The following is a 17,696-nucleotide window of genomic DNA, read 5'->3' on the forward strand; positions in this document are numbered from 1 at the left end:
TGTTATCAATGGAGGATTAGCTCAGCTGGGAGAGCATCTGCCTTACAAGCAGAGGGTCGGCGGTTCGAACCCGTCATCCTCCACCATATTTATTCCAAACTACATGCCGGGGTAGCTCAATTGGTAGAGCAACTGACTTGTAATCAGTAGGTTGGGGGTTCAAGTCCTCTCGCCGGCACCACTTTTGCTAGATTACCTATTCACGGGTTATTAGCTCAGTTGGTAGAGCATCTGACTCTTAATCAGAGGGTCGAAGGTTCGAACCCTTCATAACCCACCAATAAATCATAATCTGTAATAAACTAGGAAACAATTCTTATACGAGCCATTAGCTCAGTTGGTAGAGCATCTGACTTTTAATCAGAGGGTCGAAGGTTCGAATCCTTCATGGCTCACCAAAGTTTTTTGCACTAGCAAATAACTTTCAATATTGCGGGTGTGGCGGAACTGGCAGACGCACCAGACTTAGGATCTGGCGCCGCAAGGCGTGGGGGTTCGACTCCCTTCACCCGCATTGTTTTTATGCGGAAGTAGTTCAGTGGTAGAACACCACCTTGCCAAGGTGGGGGTCGCGGGTTCGAATCCCGTCTTCCGCTCTCTATTTTTGCCGGGGTGGCGGAACTGGCAGACGCACAGGACTTAAAATCCTGCGGTAGGTGACTACCGTACCGGTTCGATTCCGGTCCTCGGCACCAAAGTTTTTTGCGAAAGCAAAATAACTTACAATAATGCGCCCGTAGCTCAATTGGATAGAGCGTCTGACTACGGATCAGAAGGTTGTGGATTCGACTTCTTCCGGGCGCGCCATTATTTTTCGGGAAGTAGCTCAGCTTGGTAGAGCACTTGGTTTGGGACCAAGGGGTCGCAGGTTCGAATCCTGTCTTCCCGACCATTTAAATAGTATTAATTTGGGGCCTTAGCTCAGCTGGGAGAGCGCCTGCTTTGCACGCAGGAGGTCAGCGGTTCGATCCCGCTAGGCTCCACCAAAACCTTTTTTAAAAAACATGTTGACAATCTATTTTAACTTTGTTAATATAGAAAAGTCGCACAAGCGAAGTAATTGTTCTTTGAAAACTAAACAAACAAAAACGTCAACAAACAATATTTTTTAGTTTCAATATAGATGAAACTAAGCCAACGTAACAAATGAGCTAATCAACTTTCTTGGAGAGTTTGATCCTGGCTCAGGACGAACGCTGGCGGCGTGCCTAATACATGCAAGTCGAGCGAATCTTTGGGAGCTTGCTCCCAATGGTTAGCGGCGGACGGGTGAGTAACACGTGGGCAACCTGCCTGTAAGACTGGGATAACACCGGGAAACCGGTGCTAATACCGGATAATCCATTTCCTCTCATGAGGAAATGCTGAAAGACGGTTTCGGCTGTCACTTACAGATGGGCCCGCGGCGCATTAGCTAGTTGGTGAGGTAACGGCTCACCAAGGCGACGATGCGTAGCCGACCTGAGAGGGTGATCGGCCACACTGGGACTGAGACACGGCCCAGACTCCTACGGGAGGCAGCAGTAGGGAATCTTCCACAATGGACGAAAGTCTGATGGAGCAACGCCGCGTGAGCGATGAAGGCCTTCGGGTCGTAAAGCTCTGTTGTTAGGGAAGAACAAGTACCGGAGTAACTGCCGGTACCTTGACGGTACCTAACCAGAAAGCCACGGCTAACTACGTGCCAGCAGCCGCGGTAATACGTAGGTGGCAAGCGTTGTCCGGAATTATTGGGCGTAAAGCGCGCGCAGGCGGTCCTTTAAGTCTGATGTGAAAGCCCACGGCTCAACCGTGGAGGGTCATTGGAAACTGGGGGACTTGAGTGCAGAAGAGGAAAGCGGAATTCCACGTGTAGCGGTGAAATGCGTAGAGATGTGGAGGAACACCAGTGGCGAAGGCGGCTTTCTGGTCTGTAACTGACGCTGAGGCGCGAAAGCGTGGGGAGCAAACAGGATTAGATACCCTGGTAGTCCACGCCGTAAACGATGAGTGCTAAGTGTTAGGGGGTTTCCGCCCCTTAGTGCTGCAGCTAACGCATTAAGCACTCCGCCTGGGGAGTACGGCCGCAAGGCTGAAACTCAAAGGAATTGACGGGGGCCCGCACAAGCGGTGGAGCATGTGGTTTAATTCGAAGCAACGCGAAGAACCTTACCAGGTCTTGACATCCTCTGACACTCCTAGAGATAGGACGTTCCCCTTCGGGGGACAGAGTGACAGGTGGTGCATGGTTGTCGTCAGCTCGTGTCGTGAGATGTTGGGTTAAGTCCCGCAACGAGCGCAACCCTTGATCTTAGTTGCCAGCATTCAGTTGGGCACTCTAAGGTGACTGCCGGTGACAAACCGGAGGAAGGTGGGGATGACGTCAAATCATCATGCCCCTTATGACCTGGGCTACACACGTGCTACAATGGATGGTACAAAGGGCTGCAAGACCGCGAGGTTTAGCCAATCCCATAAAACCATTCTCAGTTCGGATTGTAGGCTGCAACTCGCCTACATGAAGCCGGAATCGCTAGTAATCGCGGATCAGCATGCCGCGGTGAATACGTTCCCGGGCCTTGTACACACCGCCCGTCACACCACGAGAGTTTGTAACACCCGAAGTCGGTGGGGTAACCGTAAGGAGCCAGCCGCCTAAGGTGGGACAGATGATTGGGGTGAAGTCGTAACAAGGTAGCCGTATCGGAAGGTGCGGCTGGATCACCTCCTTTCTAAGGATAATTCAGTCCTTTTGGACTGATCATAAGGTTGACGTTTCTTGTTTGTTTAGTTTTGAGAGTGCAATTCTCTCAAAGCTTTTTTAATCGTTCTTTGAAAACTAGATAATCGTAAGAAGAAGCAAAGTAAACATCGAGTAATCGCCATTTTAGTTTTCTCTCTATTTAATAGAGAAACAAACCTTTTAGGTTAAGTTAGAAAGGGCGCACGGTGAATGCCTTGGCACTAGGAGCCGATGAAGGACGGGACTAACACCGATATGCTTCGGGGAGCTGTAAGTAAGCTTTGATCCGGAGATTTCCGAATGGGGGAACCCACTGTTCGTAATGGAACAGTATCTTTACCTGAATACATAGGGTATAGAAGGCATACCCGGGGAACTGAAACATCTAAGTACCCGGAGGAAGAGAAAGCAAACGCGATTCCCTGAGTAGCGGCGAGCGAAACGGGACATAGCCCAAACCAAGAGGCTTGCCTCTTGGGGTTGTAGGACACTCAACATGGAGTTACAAAGGAACGGGGTAAATGAAGCGACCTGGAAAGGTCAGCCAGAGAAGGTAAAAGCCCTGTAGTTGAAACTTCGTTCCCTCCTGAGTGGATCCTGAGTACGGCCGGACACGAGAAATCCGGTCGGAAGCAGGGAGGACCATCTCCCAAGGCTAAATACTCCCTAGTGACCGATAGTGAACCAGTACCGTGAGGGAAAGGTGAAAAGCACCCCGGAAGGGGAGTGAAATAGTTCCTGAAACCGTGTGCCTACAAGTAGTCAGAGCCCGTTTATGGGTGATGGCGTGCCTTTTGTAGAATGAACCGGCGAGTTACGATTACATGCAAGGTTAAGTTGAAGAGACGGAGCCGCAGCGAAAGCGAGTCTGAATAGGGCGAATTTAGTATGTAGTCGTAGACCCGAAACCAGGTGATCTACCCATGTCCAGGGTGAAGTCCAGGTAACACTGGATGGAGGCCCGAACCCACGCACGTTGAAAAGTGCGGGGATGAGGTGTGGGTAGCGGAGAAATTCCAATCGAACTTGGAGATAGCTGGTTCTCTCCGAAATAGCTTTAGGGCTAGCCTCACGTAGCAAGAGTCTTGGAGGTAGAGCACTGTTTGGACTAGGGGCCCTCATCGGGTTACCGAATTCAGACAAACTCCGAATGCCAAAGACTTATCCGTGGGAGTCAGACTGCGAGTGATAAGATCCGTAGTCAAAAGGGAAACAGCCCAGACCACCAGCTAAGGTCCCAAAGTATACGTTAAGTGGAAAAGGATGTGGAGTTGCTTAGACAACCAGGATGTTGGCTTAGAAGCAGCCACCATTTAAAGAGTGCGTAATAGCTCACTGGTCGAGTGACTCTGCGCCGAAAATGTACCGGGGCTAAACGTATCACCGAAGCTGTGGATTGACACCGTTGGTGTCAGTGGTAGGAGAGCGTTCTAAGGGCGTTGAAGCTAGACCGTAAGGACTGGTGGAGCGCTTAGAAGTGAGAATGCCGGTATGAGTAGCGAAAGATGAGTGAGAATCTCATCCACCGAATGCCTAAGGTTTCCTGAGGAAGGCTCGTCCGCTCAGGGTTAGTCGGGACCTAAGCCGAGGCCGAAAGGCGTAGGCGATGGACAACAGGTTGATATTCCTGTACCACCTCTTTATCGTTTGAGTGATGGGGGGACGCAGGAGGATAGGGTAAGCGCACTGTTGGATATGTGCGTGTAAGCAGTTAGAGCGAGAAGTAGGAAAATCCGCTTCTCACAACGCTTGAGCTGTGATGCCGAGGGAAATATAGTACCGAAGTTCCTGATTCCACACTGCCAAGAAAAGCCTCTAGCGAGATAAAAGGTGCCCGTACCGCAAACCGACACAGGTAGGCGAGGAGAGAATCCTAAGGTGAGCGAGAGAACTCTCGTTAAGGAACTCGGCAAAATGACCCCGTAACTTCGGGAGAAGGGGTGCTCTTTAGGGTTCATAGCCCTGAAGAGCCGCAGTGAATAGGCCCAGGCGACTGTTTAGCAAAAACACAGGTCTCTGCGAAGCCGCAAGGCGAAGTATAGGGGCTGACGCCTGCCCGGTGCTGGAAGGTTAAGAGGAGGGGTTAGCTCACGCGAAGCTCTGAATCGAAGCCCCAGTAAACGGCGGCCGTAACTATAACGGTCCTAAGGTAGCGAAATTCCTTGTCGGGTAAGTTCCGACCCGCACGAAAGGCGTAACGATCTGGGCACTGTCTCAACGAGAGACTCGGTGAAATTATAGTACCTGTGAAGATGCAGGTTACCCGCGACAGGACGGAAAGACCCCGTGGAGCTTTACTGTAGCCTGATATTGAATTTTGGTACAGCTTGTACAGGATAGGTAGGAGCCTGAGAAGCCGGAGCGCTAGCTTCGGTGGAGGCGTCGGTGGGATACTACCCTGGCTGTATTGAAATTCTAACCCGCACCCCTTATCGGGGTGGGAGACAGTGTCAGGTGGGCAGTTTGACTGGGGCGGTCGCCTCCTAAAGAGTAACGGAGGCGCCCAAAGGTTCCCTCAGAATGGTTGGAAATCATTCGTAGAGTGTAAAGGCACAAGGGAGCTTGACTGCGAGACCTACAAGTCGAGCAGGGACGAAAGTCGGGCTTAGTGATCCGGTGGTTCCGCATGGAAGGGCCATCGCTCAACGGATAAAAGCTACCCCGGGGATAACAGGCTTATCTCCCCCAAGAGTCCACATCGACGGGGAGGTTTGGCACCTCGATGTCGGCTCATCGCATCCTGGGGCTGTAGTCGGTCCCAAGGGTTGGGCTGTTCGCCCATTAAAGCGGTACGCGAGCTGGGTTCAGAACGTCGTGAGACAGTTCGGTCCCTATCCGTCGTGGGCGCAGGAAATTTGAGAGGAGCTGTCCTTAGTACGAGAGGACCGGGATGGACGCACCGCTGGTGTACCAGTTGTTCTGCCAAGGGCATCGCTGGGTAGCTATGTGCGGACGGGATAAGTGCTGAAAGCATCTAAGCATGAAGCCCCCCTCAAGATGAGATTTCCCATAGCTCTAAGCTAGTAAGAACCCTGAAAGATGATCAGGTTGATAGGTCAGAGGTGGAAGCGTGGCGACATGTGGAGCTGACTGATACTAATCGTTCGAGGACTTATCCTAAATAATAAGAAAACTCGTTTTTACAAAAACTTCTTCTGCATTATCTAGTTTTGAGGGAATGATACCTCTAACTTTATAGTCTGGTAATTATGGCGAGAAGGTCACACCCGTTCCCATACCGAACACGGAAGTTAAGCTTCTCAGCGCCGATGGTAGTTGGGGCATGCGCCCCTGTGAGAGTAGGACGTTGCCAGGCAAATGAAGGACAATCCAATTGGATTGTCCTTTTTGACGTTTTATTAGCCTTTATCTTATTTACAACTTTTGATTTTAAATGAATATAGGTTTCACAACCGTGAAATTTGGAGAAAATCATTAGTAGTGATTCGTTGCATCTACATAAAATTTTCAGTATAATTAAAGTCAAATATAGTCAAAGTCAGATGATGGGAGGTGGGAAGATGAGAAACATCTCCGATATTATTGAAAAATACCTAAAGCAGGTTCTAGAACTAAGTGAGGAGGATCTGGTTGAAATTAAGCGGAGTGAAATCGCGGATAAATTTCAATGTGTGCCTTCACAAATCAATTATGTAATCAATACGCGTTTTACGATTGAAAGAGGATATATAGTTGAGAGTAAACGGGGCGGTGGTGGATATATTCGGATTATAAAGGTTCAATCCCACGATTTGGCCCATTTAATCGATCATTTGATGTCACTCGTTCAAAATCGGATTAGTCAATCAAGTGCGGAGGATGTCATTGTTAGACTTGTTCAAGAGGAGATTATTACAAAGCGTGAGGCGAAGATTATGTTAAGTGTCATTGATCGTTCCGTATTATATATTGATCTTCCATTCCGAGATGAACTAAGAGCAAGAATGCTAAAAGCCATGTTAACTTCTTTAAAATATAAATAATTATCGCAGCCGGAGAGGTGAAAGTATGATTTGCCAAGAATGCAATCAAAGGCCTGCAGCACTTCATTTTACAAAAATCATTAATGGTGAAAAAACAGAAGTGCATCTTTGTGAGAAATGTGCGCAGGAAAAAGGTGAAATGTTTATTTTGAACGGAGAGTCGGGTTTTGCGTTTAATAATTTATTAGCAGGTCTATTGAACATTGACCCCACTTTTCAAAAACCAAGCCAAAGCCCGTTTCATCAGGAGGAAATCCTTCAGTGCACGCAATGTGCTATGACATTTCCACAGTTTTTAGAGGTTGGCCGCTTTGGATGTTCACATTGTTACGAAACCTTTAAGGATCAGTTAAAGCCTGTTTTAAGGCGCCTTCATAGTGGGAACTGGACCCACAATGGGAAAATCCCTAAAAGAATTGGCGGTGGGATACATCTTCGGAAACAAATTGATGAGCTAAAAGGTGATTTAAAAGAGTCCATCACCCATGAAGAGTTTGAAAAAGCAGCGGAGATACGCGATGAAATACGTACATTAGAGAAAAAATTAGCCGAAAGCGTTGAGGGAGGGGAATAACGTGTCGCTTGAACGTTTTCTAAATCAAGCCGTCAGCTCCTGGATGAGCGAGGAGGGACCTGATTCGGACATTGTCCTTAGTTCCCGCATCCGTTTAGCGCGAAACTTTGAGGACTATAAATTTCCAACTGTTTTTTCACATGAAGAAGCAAAGATGATTATTGTAAATATGGAAGAAATATTAAAAAAAACCCCAGTTCAAAAGTTTGGCCAGATGGAATTGTTAAAAATTGATGAAATGCAGCCTCTTCAGAAAAGGGTATTGGTAGAGAAGCATTTGATTAGCCCGAAGTTGGCTGAGGATTCGCCACACGGTGCCGTTCTATTAACCGAAAACGAAGAAGTTAGTATTATGATTAATGAAGAGGATCATATTCGAATTCAATGCTTATTTCCGGGATTACAATTATCCGAGGCATTGGATGCCGCAAATGTAATCGATGATTGGCTTGAAAGTAATATTCAAATTGCGTTTGATGAAAAGCATGGTTATTTAACAAGTTGTCCGACGAATGTGGGCACAGGTCTTCGTGCATCCGTTATGATGCATTTGCCCGGATTAATCTTAACGCAGAAAATTAATCGAATCATACCTGCTATTCACCAATTAGGACTTGTGGTAAGAGGGATTTACGGCGAGGGCAGTGAGGCATTGGGGAATATTTTTCAAATTTCCAATCAAATTACCCTTGGTAAATCAGAAGAGGACATCAGCCGTGATCTAAAGGGTGTCGTCAGCCAGTTAATTTCGCAAGAAAGGTCCGCACGTGAAGCATTACGGAAAACTTCGAACATACAATTAGAAGACAGGGTGTACCGATCATTAGGAGTCTTATCTAATAGCCGGATTATTGAAACAAAAGAAGCGGCAAGATGTTTATCAGATGTAAGGATTGGCATAGATATGGGGTATATAGAAAATATGCCGAAGTCAATTTTAAATGAATTAATGATTTTGACCCAGCCGGGTTTTCTTCAACAATATGCCGGTGGTCCGTTACGGCCATACGAAAGGGATATAAGAAGAGCAACATTAATTAGAGAACGACTAAATATGGAACTTCAAAAATAGGTGAGGAGGAAGAGAATATGATGTTTGGACGTTTTACCGAAAGGGCACAGAAGGTATTGGCATTGGCACAAGAGGAAGCGATTCGACTTGGACATAACAACATTGGGACTGAGCATATTTTGTTAGGGTTAGTTCGCGAGGGTGAAGGAATTGCTGCGAAAGCACTGTATGGGCTTGGATTGGGTTCTGATAAGATCCAAAAAGAAGTAGAAAATTTAATTGGCAAAGGACAAGAAACTTCCCAAACGATTCACTATACTCCTAGAGCGAAAAAGGTTATTGAATTATCAATGGATGAGGCGCGGAAATTAGGCCATTCCTATGTTGGTACGGAGCATATCTTGTTAGGTTTAATCCGTGAGGGTGAAGGGGTTGCCGCCCGGGTACTTAATAATCTTGGTGTCAGCTTGAATAAAGCGCGCCAGCAGGTACTGCAATTATTAGGCAGCAATGAATCCGGTGGTCATCAGGGCGGGGCATCAGCGAGTGCTAACACACCAACACTTGATGGTCTTGCGAGGGATTTAACGTCTATTGCGCGAGAGGGAAGCTTGGACCCAGTGATCGGACGTAGTAAGGAGATTCAGCGTGTTATTGAGGTGTTAAGCCGTCGAACCAAAAATAATCCTGTATTAATCGGTGAACCGGGGGTAGGGAAAACAGCAATTGCAGAGGGGCTTGCACAGCAAATTGTCAATAATGAAGTCCCGGAGATCCTTCGTGATAAGCGAGTGATGACCCTTGATATGGGAACGGTTGTTGCAGGAACAAAATATCGGGGTGAATTTGAGGATCGCTTGAAAAAGGTCATGGATGAAATCCGCCAAGCGGGAAATATTATTTTGTTCATTGATGAGCTGCATACATTAATTGGTGCAGGTGGAGCAGAGGGTGCCATTGATGCCTCCAACATCTTAAAACCGTCCCTTGCCCGCGGTGAGCTGCAATGTATTGGGGCAACAACACTTGATGAATATCGGAAATATATTGAAAAAGACGCCGCGCTAGAACGACGCTTCCAGCCAATTCGCGTCGATGAACCAACAGCTGAGGAATCCATTCAGATTTTAGAAGGCTTGCGTGACCGTTATGAGGCCCACCACCGAGTTTCGATCACCGATGAAGCTATTCAAGCAGCAGTTAAACTTTCAGACCGTTATATTTCCGACAGGTTCCTGCCGGATAAAGCGATTGACTTGATCGATGAAGCGGGATCAAAGGTGCGGCTCCGCTCCTATACAACACCGCCTAATTTAAAGGAATTAGAAGTGAAGCTTGATGAAGTAAGAAAAGAAAAGGATTCTGCTGTTCAAAGTCAGGAATTTGAAAAAGCAGCTTCATTACGAGATACAGAGCAGCGACTTCGTGAACAACTTGAAGAAACAAAGAAGACATGGAAAGAAAAGCAAGGAAAAGAAAATAATGAGGTGACCGTTGAGGATATTGCAAGTGTAGTATCGAGCTGGACCGGTGTTCCTGTCTCCAAGCTTGCTGAAACGGAAACAGCTAAACTCCTTAATTTAGAAGAGGTACTCCATTCTCGTATTATCGGTCAAGAAGAAGCTGTTATAGCAGTTTCAAAGGCCGTTCGCCGTGCGAGGGCAGGGCTAAAGGATCCAAAGCGCCCAATCGGTTCTTTTGTCTTCCTAGGACCTACAGGTGTAGGGAAAACTGAATTGGCTCGTGCTTTGGCAGAAGCCATGTTTGGTGATGAAGATGCGATGATTCGGATTGATATGTCTGAATACATGGAGAAGCACTCCACATCTAGACTAGTTGGTTCGCCTCCAGGATATGTTGGTTATGAAGAGGGCGGGCAATTAACGGAAAAAGTCCGCAGAAAACCATACTCTGTCATACTACTGGATGAAATTGAAAAAGCACATCCGGATGTATTTAATATCCTTCTTCAAGTACTTGAGGATGGCCGCCTGACCGATTCAAAAGGCAGAACAGTAGACTTCCGAAATACCGTTCTGATTATGACATCGAATGTTGGTGCAGAACAACTTAAACGAAATAAATATGTTGGATTTAATATTCAGGATGGTCAACAGGATTACAAGGACATGAAGGGTAAAGTGATGGAAGAGTTGAAGAAGGCCTTCCGTCCGGAATTCTTGAATCGAATTGATGAGATCATTGTCTTCCATGCATTAGAAAGAAAGCACCTAAACGAAATTGTTACTCTGCTTTCTGCACAGTTAATCAACCGCTTAAAAGAGCAAGATATTTCACTTGACTTAACGGATGCAGCAAAAGAGAAGATTTCACAGGAAGGGTATGACCCTGAGTACGGGGCAAGACCACTAAGAAGGGCCATTCAAAAGCATATTGAAGACCGTCTGTCTGAAGAATTATTAAAGGGAACATTATTAACAGGTCAAAATGTTATAATTGATGTGGATCATGGCGAATTTATTGTAAGATTGGCGGAAAAAACAAGCTTAGTAAAATAGCCGAACAAATACCATGAAACAAAGGTAGAGGTACACGTGAATAAAATCAACCCGTGTACCTCTTTTTCCGTTTCTTGAACAACACTAGATAATTTTAATTAGGAAGTGCATAAACAATGGCAAAGAAAAAGACAGTCTATGTTTGTTCCGGCTGTGGTCACCATCATGCCAAGTGGCAAGGATTTTGCAATTCCTGTGGTGCGATGAGTACGCTTCAAGAGGAAAATAATGAAAAACAATCGACCGCAACCAAGGTTTCAAAGGGGATTGCGTCAGTTAAAAGGTTAACAGATGCTAAATCGCAAAATAGTGATAGAATTATCACCGATATGGGTGAGTTTAATCGGGTAATGGGTGGTGGAATCGTAAGAGACTCTATAACCATTATTACGGCAAAACCGGGTGCGGGAAAGTCCACTCTCCTTTTACAAGTATCCCAAGACCTTGCAGAAAAGGGAAATAAGGTGTTGTATGCTTCGGGAGAAGAGAGTGATAGTCAAATTAAACGCAGGGCCGAACGTATTTTACCAAGGGTGGATCCTAATATCTTTGTACACGCTGATACAAGCTTAAATAATGTGCTGGCATGTATCGAAGAAGTGGACCCCGACTTAATCATTATTGACAGTATCCAAACATTTGTTCTCGAAGAGTACAATTCAAGACCGGGGTCCCCAACCCAGACAATGGAATGTGCAAATGAGCTTTTAAAAGTGGCTAAAAGTGCTGCCAGACCACGTGCAGTGATTATGGTTGGCCAAATGACCAAAGATGACGAACTTGCCGGATTAAGAGCATTGGAGCATTTAGTTGATACGGTGTTAATCATTGATGGAGAACAAGGTGAAGAACTAAAGGCCCTTTCAGCAAGTAAAAATCGATACGGCAGCACCGGTGAAATGGGCTTTTTTGCTATGACGGAGTCGGGAATGGTTGGTATAGAGAATCCATCCGAGTTCTTTATGACTCAAAGAGATGGAGTCGTAAGTGGAAGTGCTTTAACCGTCATTAAAGAAGGTACAAGACCAATAATTGTAGAAATAGAAAGTTTAGTTTCACCAACGTTCACACCTTATCCTTCCCGAATAGGTGAATGTATGCGAAAAGATCAAATTAGCACCTTGACGGCTATTTTGGAACAAAGAGCGAGTCTACAAATGCTCAATCAGAATGTGGTTATTAAGACTACGGGTGGAATTCGCTTGAAAGAGCAATCAAGTAATCTTGCAGCGTTGATGAGTATTGTTTCCTCCTATAAAGATAAAGGCATTTCCAATGATACTGTATTTATTGCCGATATTGGTTTAACGGGTGAATTAAAGAAAGTTCCAGCACTTGAGTCTAGAGTAAAGGAATTAGAAAGAATGGGATTTAAGAAAGTGTATGTAGCTAAAAATGCACTAAAAAATCCAAATGGCTTTAAAGAAATCGATGTAATACCTTGTAATACGCTTTCTGAGGTTATTAACAAGGTTTTTAGGGATTACCCCTTCTAAAACGTAAAGGCTGTTTGGTGATAAGTCCGCAGCATATATTGTATAATTGAATTAGCATATATTGTCAGTGAACTTACCGGGGGATTGCAGATGGAAAATAAAAAGCTTGGTGAACAATCTATTAGTGATGTATTACAGTTTCTTGCACCTGGTACTCCCTTACGCGAGGGGATTGATAATGTCCTTAGGGCGAACACTGGGGGTCTCATTGTCGTTGGCTATAATGAAAAGGTAAAGGGTATCGTTGATGGCGGCTTTGAAATTAATTGTCCCTTTTCGCCAAGCTTTTTATATGAATTGGCAAAAATGGATGGTGCGATAATCTTAAATGAGGTAGGCAATAAGATCCTTTTTGCGAATGCCCAGCTTGTACCAAACTCAGAAATACCATCATCCGAAACGGGGATGCGGCACCGCACGGCTGAAAGAGCAGCTAAACAAACAAAAACACTGGTGATTGCCATTTCCCAAAGAAGAAATGTGATTACCTTATACCAGGGAAATTTTCGCTATGCATTAAAGGACATTGCGGTCATTTTGACAAAGGCCAATCAAGCTATTCAGACGCTTGAAAAATACAAGGCAGTGCTTGAACAGAGTATTACAAATTTAAGTATTTTAGAGTTTGAAGAGTCTGTAACCTATAATGACATTTTACTAGTCCTCCATCGTTTTGAAATGGTCTTAAAGATTAAAAGTGAACTATTGACCTTTCTCCATGAACTGGGGACTGAGGGACGCCTTATTCGCTTGCAAATGAATGAAATCTTAACCGATTTAGAAGAAGAAATGATGCTAATTATGAGAGATTATGCCTTCGAGCGGGAGAGTAAGTCTAGGGATGTGCTGCAGAGAATGCAGGCGTTGACATCGAGTGGAACCATCGAGGATGTGGTTTTATTAAAATTATTGGGCTACCTAGGCTATGTTCATCTTGATGAACATAAACCTCCAAGAGGCTATCGGATTTTACATAAGATTCCCAGACTGCCCGCCATTATTATTGAGAATCTTATTAGTTCATTTGGTGAACTGTCAAAGATTATCTTTGCCACAGTGGAGGAACTGGATGATGTCGAAGGTATTGGCGAAGTCCGTGCGAAAAAGATAAAAGAAGGCTTTAAGTTAATTAAAGAGCGGCTATATACAGACCGGCAGCTATAAAAAGTATTGAAAAAACAAATCTTGTATGCTAAAATGGGAAATTTCAATTTGTTTGACACCAATTTTTACAGATGCTACCCTATGAGGAGTAAGATTTTAACATAACAGATTTATTTCAAACTGTTAACAATTTGGAAAAATAATCACCAATTCAAGGTTTCATTTTTGTGAATATGTTTATAATGTATTAGAGGAGGTGAAGGAATGTTAAAACGAATTGTGCAAGCATGCTTCCTCATTATGGGAGGAACGCTTGGTATATGGTTATTGCCGGAATTGTTCAAATTACTTTCTATGAATGACATTCCGATTATCAATAACTCATATGTTACTGCTATTTTAGGTGCTATTATTTTTTATCTTATTACCTTTTGGGCGGTAGATTATGTCTTTAATTTCATTAAGTGGACGGAAGATTCCTTGGTGAAAATCCCTGTAACAAACGTGCTGTTTGGCAGTGTTGGGTTAATCTTTGGCTTAATCGTGGCCTTTTTAATTGGCTTTGCCCTTAATGCGGTTCAAGTGCCAATTTTAAATGCCGTGGCTCCGATTCTTTTGACACTTTTGTTTGGCTATATGGGCTTTCAAGTAGGCTTTAAAAAGAGGGATGAACTACTCGGTCTTTTTGGTAATCGCGGGAACAAGAAAAAGTCAGGGGATGAGGAAGCGGAAAAGGCAGAAGCCGGTAAAGCTTTGAAGATCTTGGATACGAGCGTAATTATTGACGGGCGCGTCGCAGATATTTGTCAGACAGGCTTTTTGGAAGGAATAATTGTGATTCCACGGTTTGTTCTTGAAGAGCTGCAGCATATCGCAGATTCTTCCGATGTACTGAAACGTAACCGCGGCCGCAGAGGATTAGATATCCTTAATCGGATTCAAAAGGAACTTGCCATCAAGGTCGAAATATATGAGGGCGACTTTGAAGAAATTAGTGAAGTAGATTCGAAGCTTGTGAAGCTGGCCAAGTTAACAAATGGCATTCTTGTAACCAATGATTTTAACTTAAATAAAGTGTGTGAGCTGCAGAATGTTACGGTGTTAAACATCAATGATCTGGCAAATGCCGTGAAGCCGGTTGTCCTTCCAGGTGAAGAATTAACCGTTCAAGTGATCAAAGACGGGAAAGAGTATCATCAGGGCGTTGCCTATTTAGATGACGGAACCATGATCGTTGTCGAGGAAGGCAGGGAATATATGGGCAAGCGGATTGAGGTACTAGTGACAAGTGTGCTTCAGACATCTGCCGGCCGAATGATTTTTGCCAAACCAAAGCTGTTAGAAAAAGCATTATAGATGGATATAGATAGAGAGATTGGGGTTTTACTATGACTTACCAGGTCATTCTCCCGGCGGCGGGGCAGGGAAAAAGAATGGGAGCAGGAAGAAATAAGCTTTTGTTAGAGCTGAATGGTGTACCAGTACTCATCCATACCTTACGGGTGTTCGACGAGGATGAGGAATGCAGTGGCATCATTTTAGCGATTCATCCTCAAGATGAAAGAGAGTTTAAGGCATTGCTTAAAAAGTATCATATCAAGAAGGTAATGAAATTAGTGCCAGGTGGGAAAGAACGGCAGTATAGCATTTTTAATGCCCTTAAAACAGTCAGTACCAATGGAATAATCCTTGTTCATGATGCGGCTCGCCCCTTTATTCGCAAGGAACAAATTCACCGTTTAACAGAAACAACGGAAGAAACCGGTGCAGCCATTATTGGGGTGCCAGCAAAAGATACGATGAAAAAGGTACAAGAAGGTCTGATTGTGGAAACGGTCGAACGTTCAAGCTTGTGGGCTGTTCAAACCCCGCAAGCTTTTCGTATTTCTTTACTTCAGGAAGCCTATGAGAAAGCGGATAAGGACCACTTCCTCGGGACGGATGATGCCAGTTTAGTGGAGCGGCTCAATGTTCCTGTTGCTATGGTAGAGGGCGATTATGACAATATCAAACTGACAACACCTGAAGATTTATATTTTGCAGAAGCGATACTGAAAAAGAGAGAAATGGGGTTTTGCTGATGTTTCGAATTGGACAGGGTTTTGATGTTCACCAATTAACAGAAGGGCGTCCGCTCATTATTGGCGGCATTACCATCCCTTATGAAAAAGGTCTTCTAGGCCATTCCGATGCCGATGTATTATTACATACCGTTTCAGATGCCTGTCTTGGGGCAATTGGGGAGGGAGATATCGGCAAGCATTTCCCCGATACTGATCCGAATTTTAAAAATGCTGATTCTGCAAAACTGATGGAGCATGTTTGGATGCTCGTTAAAGAGAAGGGGTATGAACTGGTTAATGCTGATTGCACTATTATCGCGCAAAAGCCGAAGATGGCTCCTTATATAGAGCAAATGCGTACCCGAATTGCGGAACTACTCGAGGCGGAACCGGAACAAATTAACGTAAAAGCAACAACGACAGAGAAACTTGGTTTTACCGGTAGAGGAGAGGGCATTGCCTCCCAAGTAGTAGTTTTATTAAAAAAGAAATGATAAAATAATCAAAGAAAAAATTTAACTAAGAAAAGTGTCCAGCTGCAGCGCCTAGGGGCTCGGGGTCATAAGTCAATCCGTCTCGCCGGCTTGTCTAGACTCACGCCCCTGAGCAAGGCGCTTCCGCTTTTCTAACTGGAGGCATTATTACTATGTCAAACGAAGTTCGTGTAAGATATGCGCCAAGTCCAACGGGGCATTTACATATCGGAAACGCCCGTACGGCGCTATTCAATTATTTATTTGCTCGCAGCCAAGGCGGGAAGTTTATTATTCGGATTGAAGATACTGATAAAAAACGGAATATTGCTGGCGGTGAGCAAAGCCAGTTAAAGTATTTAAAATGGCTTGGCATGGATTGGGATGAAAGTGTGGATGTCGGAGGGGAATACGGCCCATACCGTCAATCAGAGCGGAATGACCTATATGAAACCTACTATAATCAATTGTTAGCAGATGGTCATGCCTATAAATGCTATTGTAACGAAGCAGAGCTTGAAGCAGAACGTGAAGCGCAAATGGAACGCGGCGAAACTCCTCACTATTCTGGTAAATGCCGTCATTTAACGGAGGAAGAGCGTCATCAACTTGAACAAGAAGGCCGTGAGCCAAGCATTCGAATGGTTGTACCGGAAGGGAAGACCTATACGTTTGATGATATGGTTAAGGGTCCTGTTTCCTTTGAATCAGAAGGAATGGGTGATTGGGTCATTATTAAAAAGGATGGGACGCCAACCTATAATTTTGCGGTAACGGTTGATGATTATTTAATGAAGATTTCCCATGTGCTTCGCGGTGATGACCATATTTCTAACACACCAAAGCAACTGATGGTTTATGAAGCATTAGGCTGGGAGCCACCGGTCTTTGGGCACATGACGTTGATTGTGAATGAAAGCCGTAAAAAATTAAGTAAGCGGGATGAATCCATTATTCAGTTCATCGAGCAATACGAAGAACTTGGGTACCTACCTGAAGCGTTATTTAACTTTATTACCTTACTAGGCTGGTCACCGGCGGGTGAAGAAGAGCTTTATTCTAAGAATGAGTTTATTGAACTATTCGATGCAAGCCGTCTATCAAAATCGCCGGCATTATTTGATAAACAAAAACTGACGTGGATGAATAACCAATACATGAAAAAGATAGAGGTTGACCGGGTGCTTGAACTTGCACTCCCACACTTAATCAAGGCAGGTCGTGTAAGTGCCAGTCTAACCGATGAAGAGCATCAATGGACTCGCCAATTAGTTGCGCTTTTACAAGAAAAAATGAGCTTTGGTGCAGAAATCATTGGACTATCAGACATGTTCTTTAAAGAGGATGCGGAGTACGAAGAAGATGCAAAGGAAATCTTAGCAGGGGAAACCGTTCCTGAAGTTTTAAAGGCATTTTCTCATGAACTTGATCAGCTAGAAAGCTTTCAAGCGGATGGCATTAAAGCGGCGATGAAGGCAGTTCAAAAATCCACTGGCCAAAAGGGGAAAAATCTGTTTATGCCGATTCGTGCGGCAGTAACAGGGCAGACGCATGGCCCGGATCTGCCGGAGACGATTGAGCTTTTAGGCAAAAATAAAGTTCAAAATAGAATTCATAAAATTATTAGTTAACATTGAAGACAAAATGTAATATAGTATAAGAAAGTAAATTCATAATCTAAAGCGTAGAAGAGGAAAAGTAGAAAAAGGATGCTTGGAAGAGAGAACCATCACCGGCTGAAAGTGGTTTA

10 protein-coding genes, 10 tRNA genes, 3 rRNA genes and 1 other annotated feature (1 of these 24 running past the window's edge) are annotated in these 17,696 nt (G+C 44.6%); all 23 genes read left to right on the forward strand.

What is annotated here, in order from left to right:
• Positions 1-10 precede the first annotated feature (10 nt).
• Positions 11-86, forward strand: a tRNA-Val gene (locus tag RCG19_RS09860).
• A 19-nt stretch (positions 87-105) separates the two neighbouring features.
• Positions 106-181 (forward strand) — tRNA-Thr (locus RCG19_RS09865).
• A 23-nt stretch (positions 182-204) separates the two neighbouring features.
• Positions 205-280 (forward strand) — tRNA-Lys (locus tag RCG19_RS09870).
• A gap of 42 nt (positions 281-322) precedes the next feature.
• Positions 323-398: transfer RNA gene (locus RCG19_RS09875), tRNA-Lys, on the forward strand.
• 34 nt (positions 399-432) lie between these two features.
• A tRNA-Leu gene (locus RCG19_RS09880) sits at positions 433-514 on the forward strand.
• 10 nt (positions 515-524) lie between these two features.
• Positions 525-596 (forward strand) — tRNA-Gly (locus RCG19_RS09885).
• Between the two features lie 10 nt (positions 597-606).
• A tRNA-Leu gene (locus RCG19_RS09890) sits at positions 607-695 on the forward strand.
• Positions 696-730: 35 nt separating this feature from the next.
• Positions 731-807 (forward strand) — tRNA-Arg (locus RCG19_RS09895).
• Positions 808-815: 8 nt separating this feature from the next.
• Positions 816-892, forward strand: a tRNA-Pro gene (locus RCG19_RS09900).
• An 18-nt stretch (positions 893-910) separates the two neighbouring features.
• Positions 911-986: transfer RNA gene (locus RCG19_RS09905), tRNA-Ala, on the forward strand.
• A 175-nt stretch (positions 987-1,161) separates the two neighbouring features.
• A 16S ribosomal RNA gene (locus tag RCG19_RS09910) occupies positions 1,162-2,711 on the forward strand.
• 194 nt (positions 2,712-2,905) lie between these two features.
• Positions 2,906-5,842, forward strand: a 23S ribosomal RNA gene (locus tag RCG19_RS09915).
• A gap of 79 nt (positions 5,843-5,921) precedes the next feature.
• Positions 5,922-6,038: ribosomal RNA gene (gene rrf / locus RCG19_RS09920) — 5S ribosomal RNA — on the forward strand.
• Together the 16S, 23S and 5S rRNA genes with 10 tRNA genes alongside form the textbook arrangement of a ribosomal RNA operon.
• Positions 6,039-6,243: 205 nt before the next feature.
• The gene (locus RCG19_RS09925) at positions 6,244-6,705 is read left to right on the forward strand and encodes a CtsR family transcriptional regulator (RefSeq protein WP_166243692.1); all 462 of its coding nucleotides are present in this window, start codon (positions 6,244-6,246) and stop codon (positions 6,703-6,705) included.
• 25 nt (positions 6,706-6,730) lie between these two features.
• A complete protein-coding gene (locus tag RCG19_RS09930) occupies positions 6,731-7,279 on the forward strand; it encodes a protein-arginine kinase activator protein McsA (RefSeq protein ID WP_166243694.1) in 549 nt (182 codons plus the stop codon).
• A gap of 1 nt (position 7,280) precedes the next feature.
• Positions 7,281-8,351, forward strand: a complete 1,071-nt coding sequence (locus tag RCG19_RS09935; RefSeq protein WP_308110680.1) for a protein-arginine kinase McsB — start codon at positions 7,281-7,283, stop codon at positions 8,349-8,351.
• Between the two features lie 17 nt (positions 8,352-8,368).
• Positions 8,369-10,810 carry an ATP-dependent protease ATP-binding subunit ClpC gene (gene clpC / locus RCG19_RS09940; RefSeq protein WP_166243698.1) on the forward strand — a complete coding sequence of 814 codons (2,442 nt, stop codon included), beginning with the start codon at positions 8,369-8,371 and terminating at the stop codon, positions 10,808-10,810.
• A gap of 116 nt (positions 10,811-10,926) precedes the next feature.
• Entirely contained in the window at positions 10,927-12,306 is a 1,380-nt protein-coding gene (gene radA / locus RCG19_RS09945; protein ID WP_308110681.1) for a DNA repair protein RadA, read from the forward strand.
• A 90-nt stretch (positions 12,307-12,396) separates the two neighbouring features.
• Entirely contained in the window at positions 12,397-13,470 is a 1,074-nt protein-coding gene (gene disA / locus RCG19_RS09950) for a DNA integrity scanning diadenylate cyclase DisA (protein ID WP_308110682.1), read from the forward strand.
• A gap of 204 nt (positions 13,471-13,674) precedes the next feature.
• The gene (locus RCG19_RS09955; protein WP_308110683.1) at positions 13,675-14,766 is read left to right on the forward strand and encodes a PIN/TRAM domain-containing protein; all 1,092 of its coding nucleotides are present in this window, start codon (positions 13,675-13,677) and stop codon (positions 14,764-14,766) included.
• 32 nt (positions 14,767-14,798) lie between these two features.
• Positions 14,799-15,491, forward strand: a complete 693-nt coding sequence (ispD, locus tag RCG19_RS09960) for a 2-C-methyl-D-erythritol 4-phosphate cytidylyltransferase (RefSeq protein WP_308110684.1) — start codon at positions 14,799-14,801, stop codon at positions 15,489-15,491.
• Positions 15,491-15,967 carry a 2-C-methyl-D-erythritol 2,4-cyclodiphosphate synthase gene (gene ispF, locus RCG19_RS09965; RefSeq protein ID WP_166243708.1) on the forward strand — a complete coding sequence of 159 codons (477 nt, stop codon included), beginning with the start codon at positions 15,491-15,493 and terminating at the stop codon, positions 15,965-15,967. The genes ispD and ispF overlap by 1 nt, the downstream gene beginning before the upstream one ends.
• Before the next feature lie 152 nt (positions 15,968-16,119).
• Entirely contained in the window at positions 16,120-17,577 is a 1,458-nt protein-coding gene (gltX, locus tag RCG19_RS09970) for a glutamate--tRNA ligase (protein ID WP_308110685.1), read from the forward strand.
• A 45-nt stretch (positions 17,578-17,622) separates the two neighbouring features.
• Positions 17,623-17,696 (forward strand) — a binding site (T-box leader); it runs 194 nt beyond the window's last position.

Origin of the sequence: Neobacillus sp. OS1-2 (assembly GCF_030915505.1) — a bacterium.
In the GTDB taxonomy this organism is placed as follows: Bacteria; Bacillota; Bacilli; order Bacillales; family Cytobacillaceae; genus Neobacillus.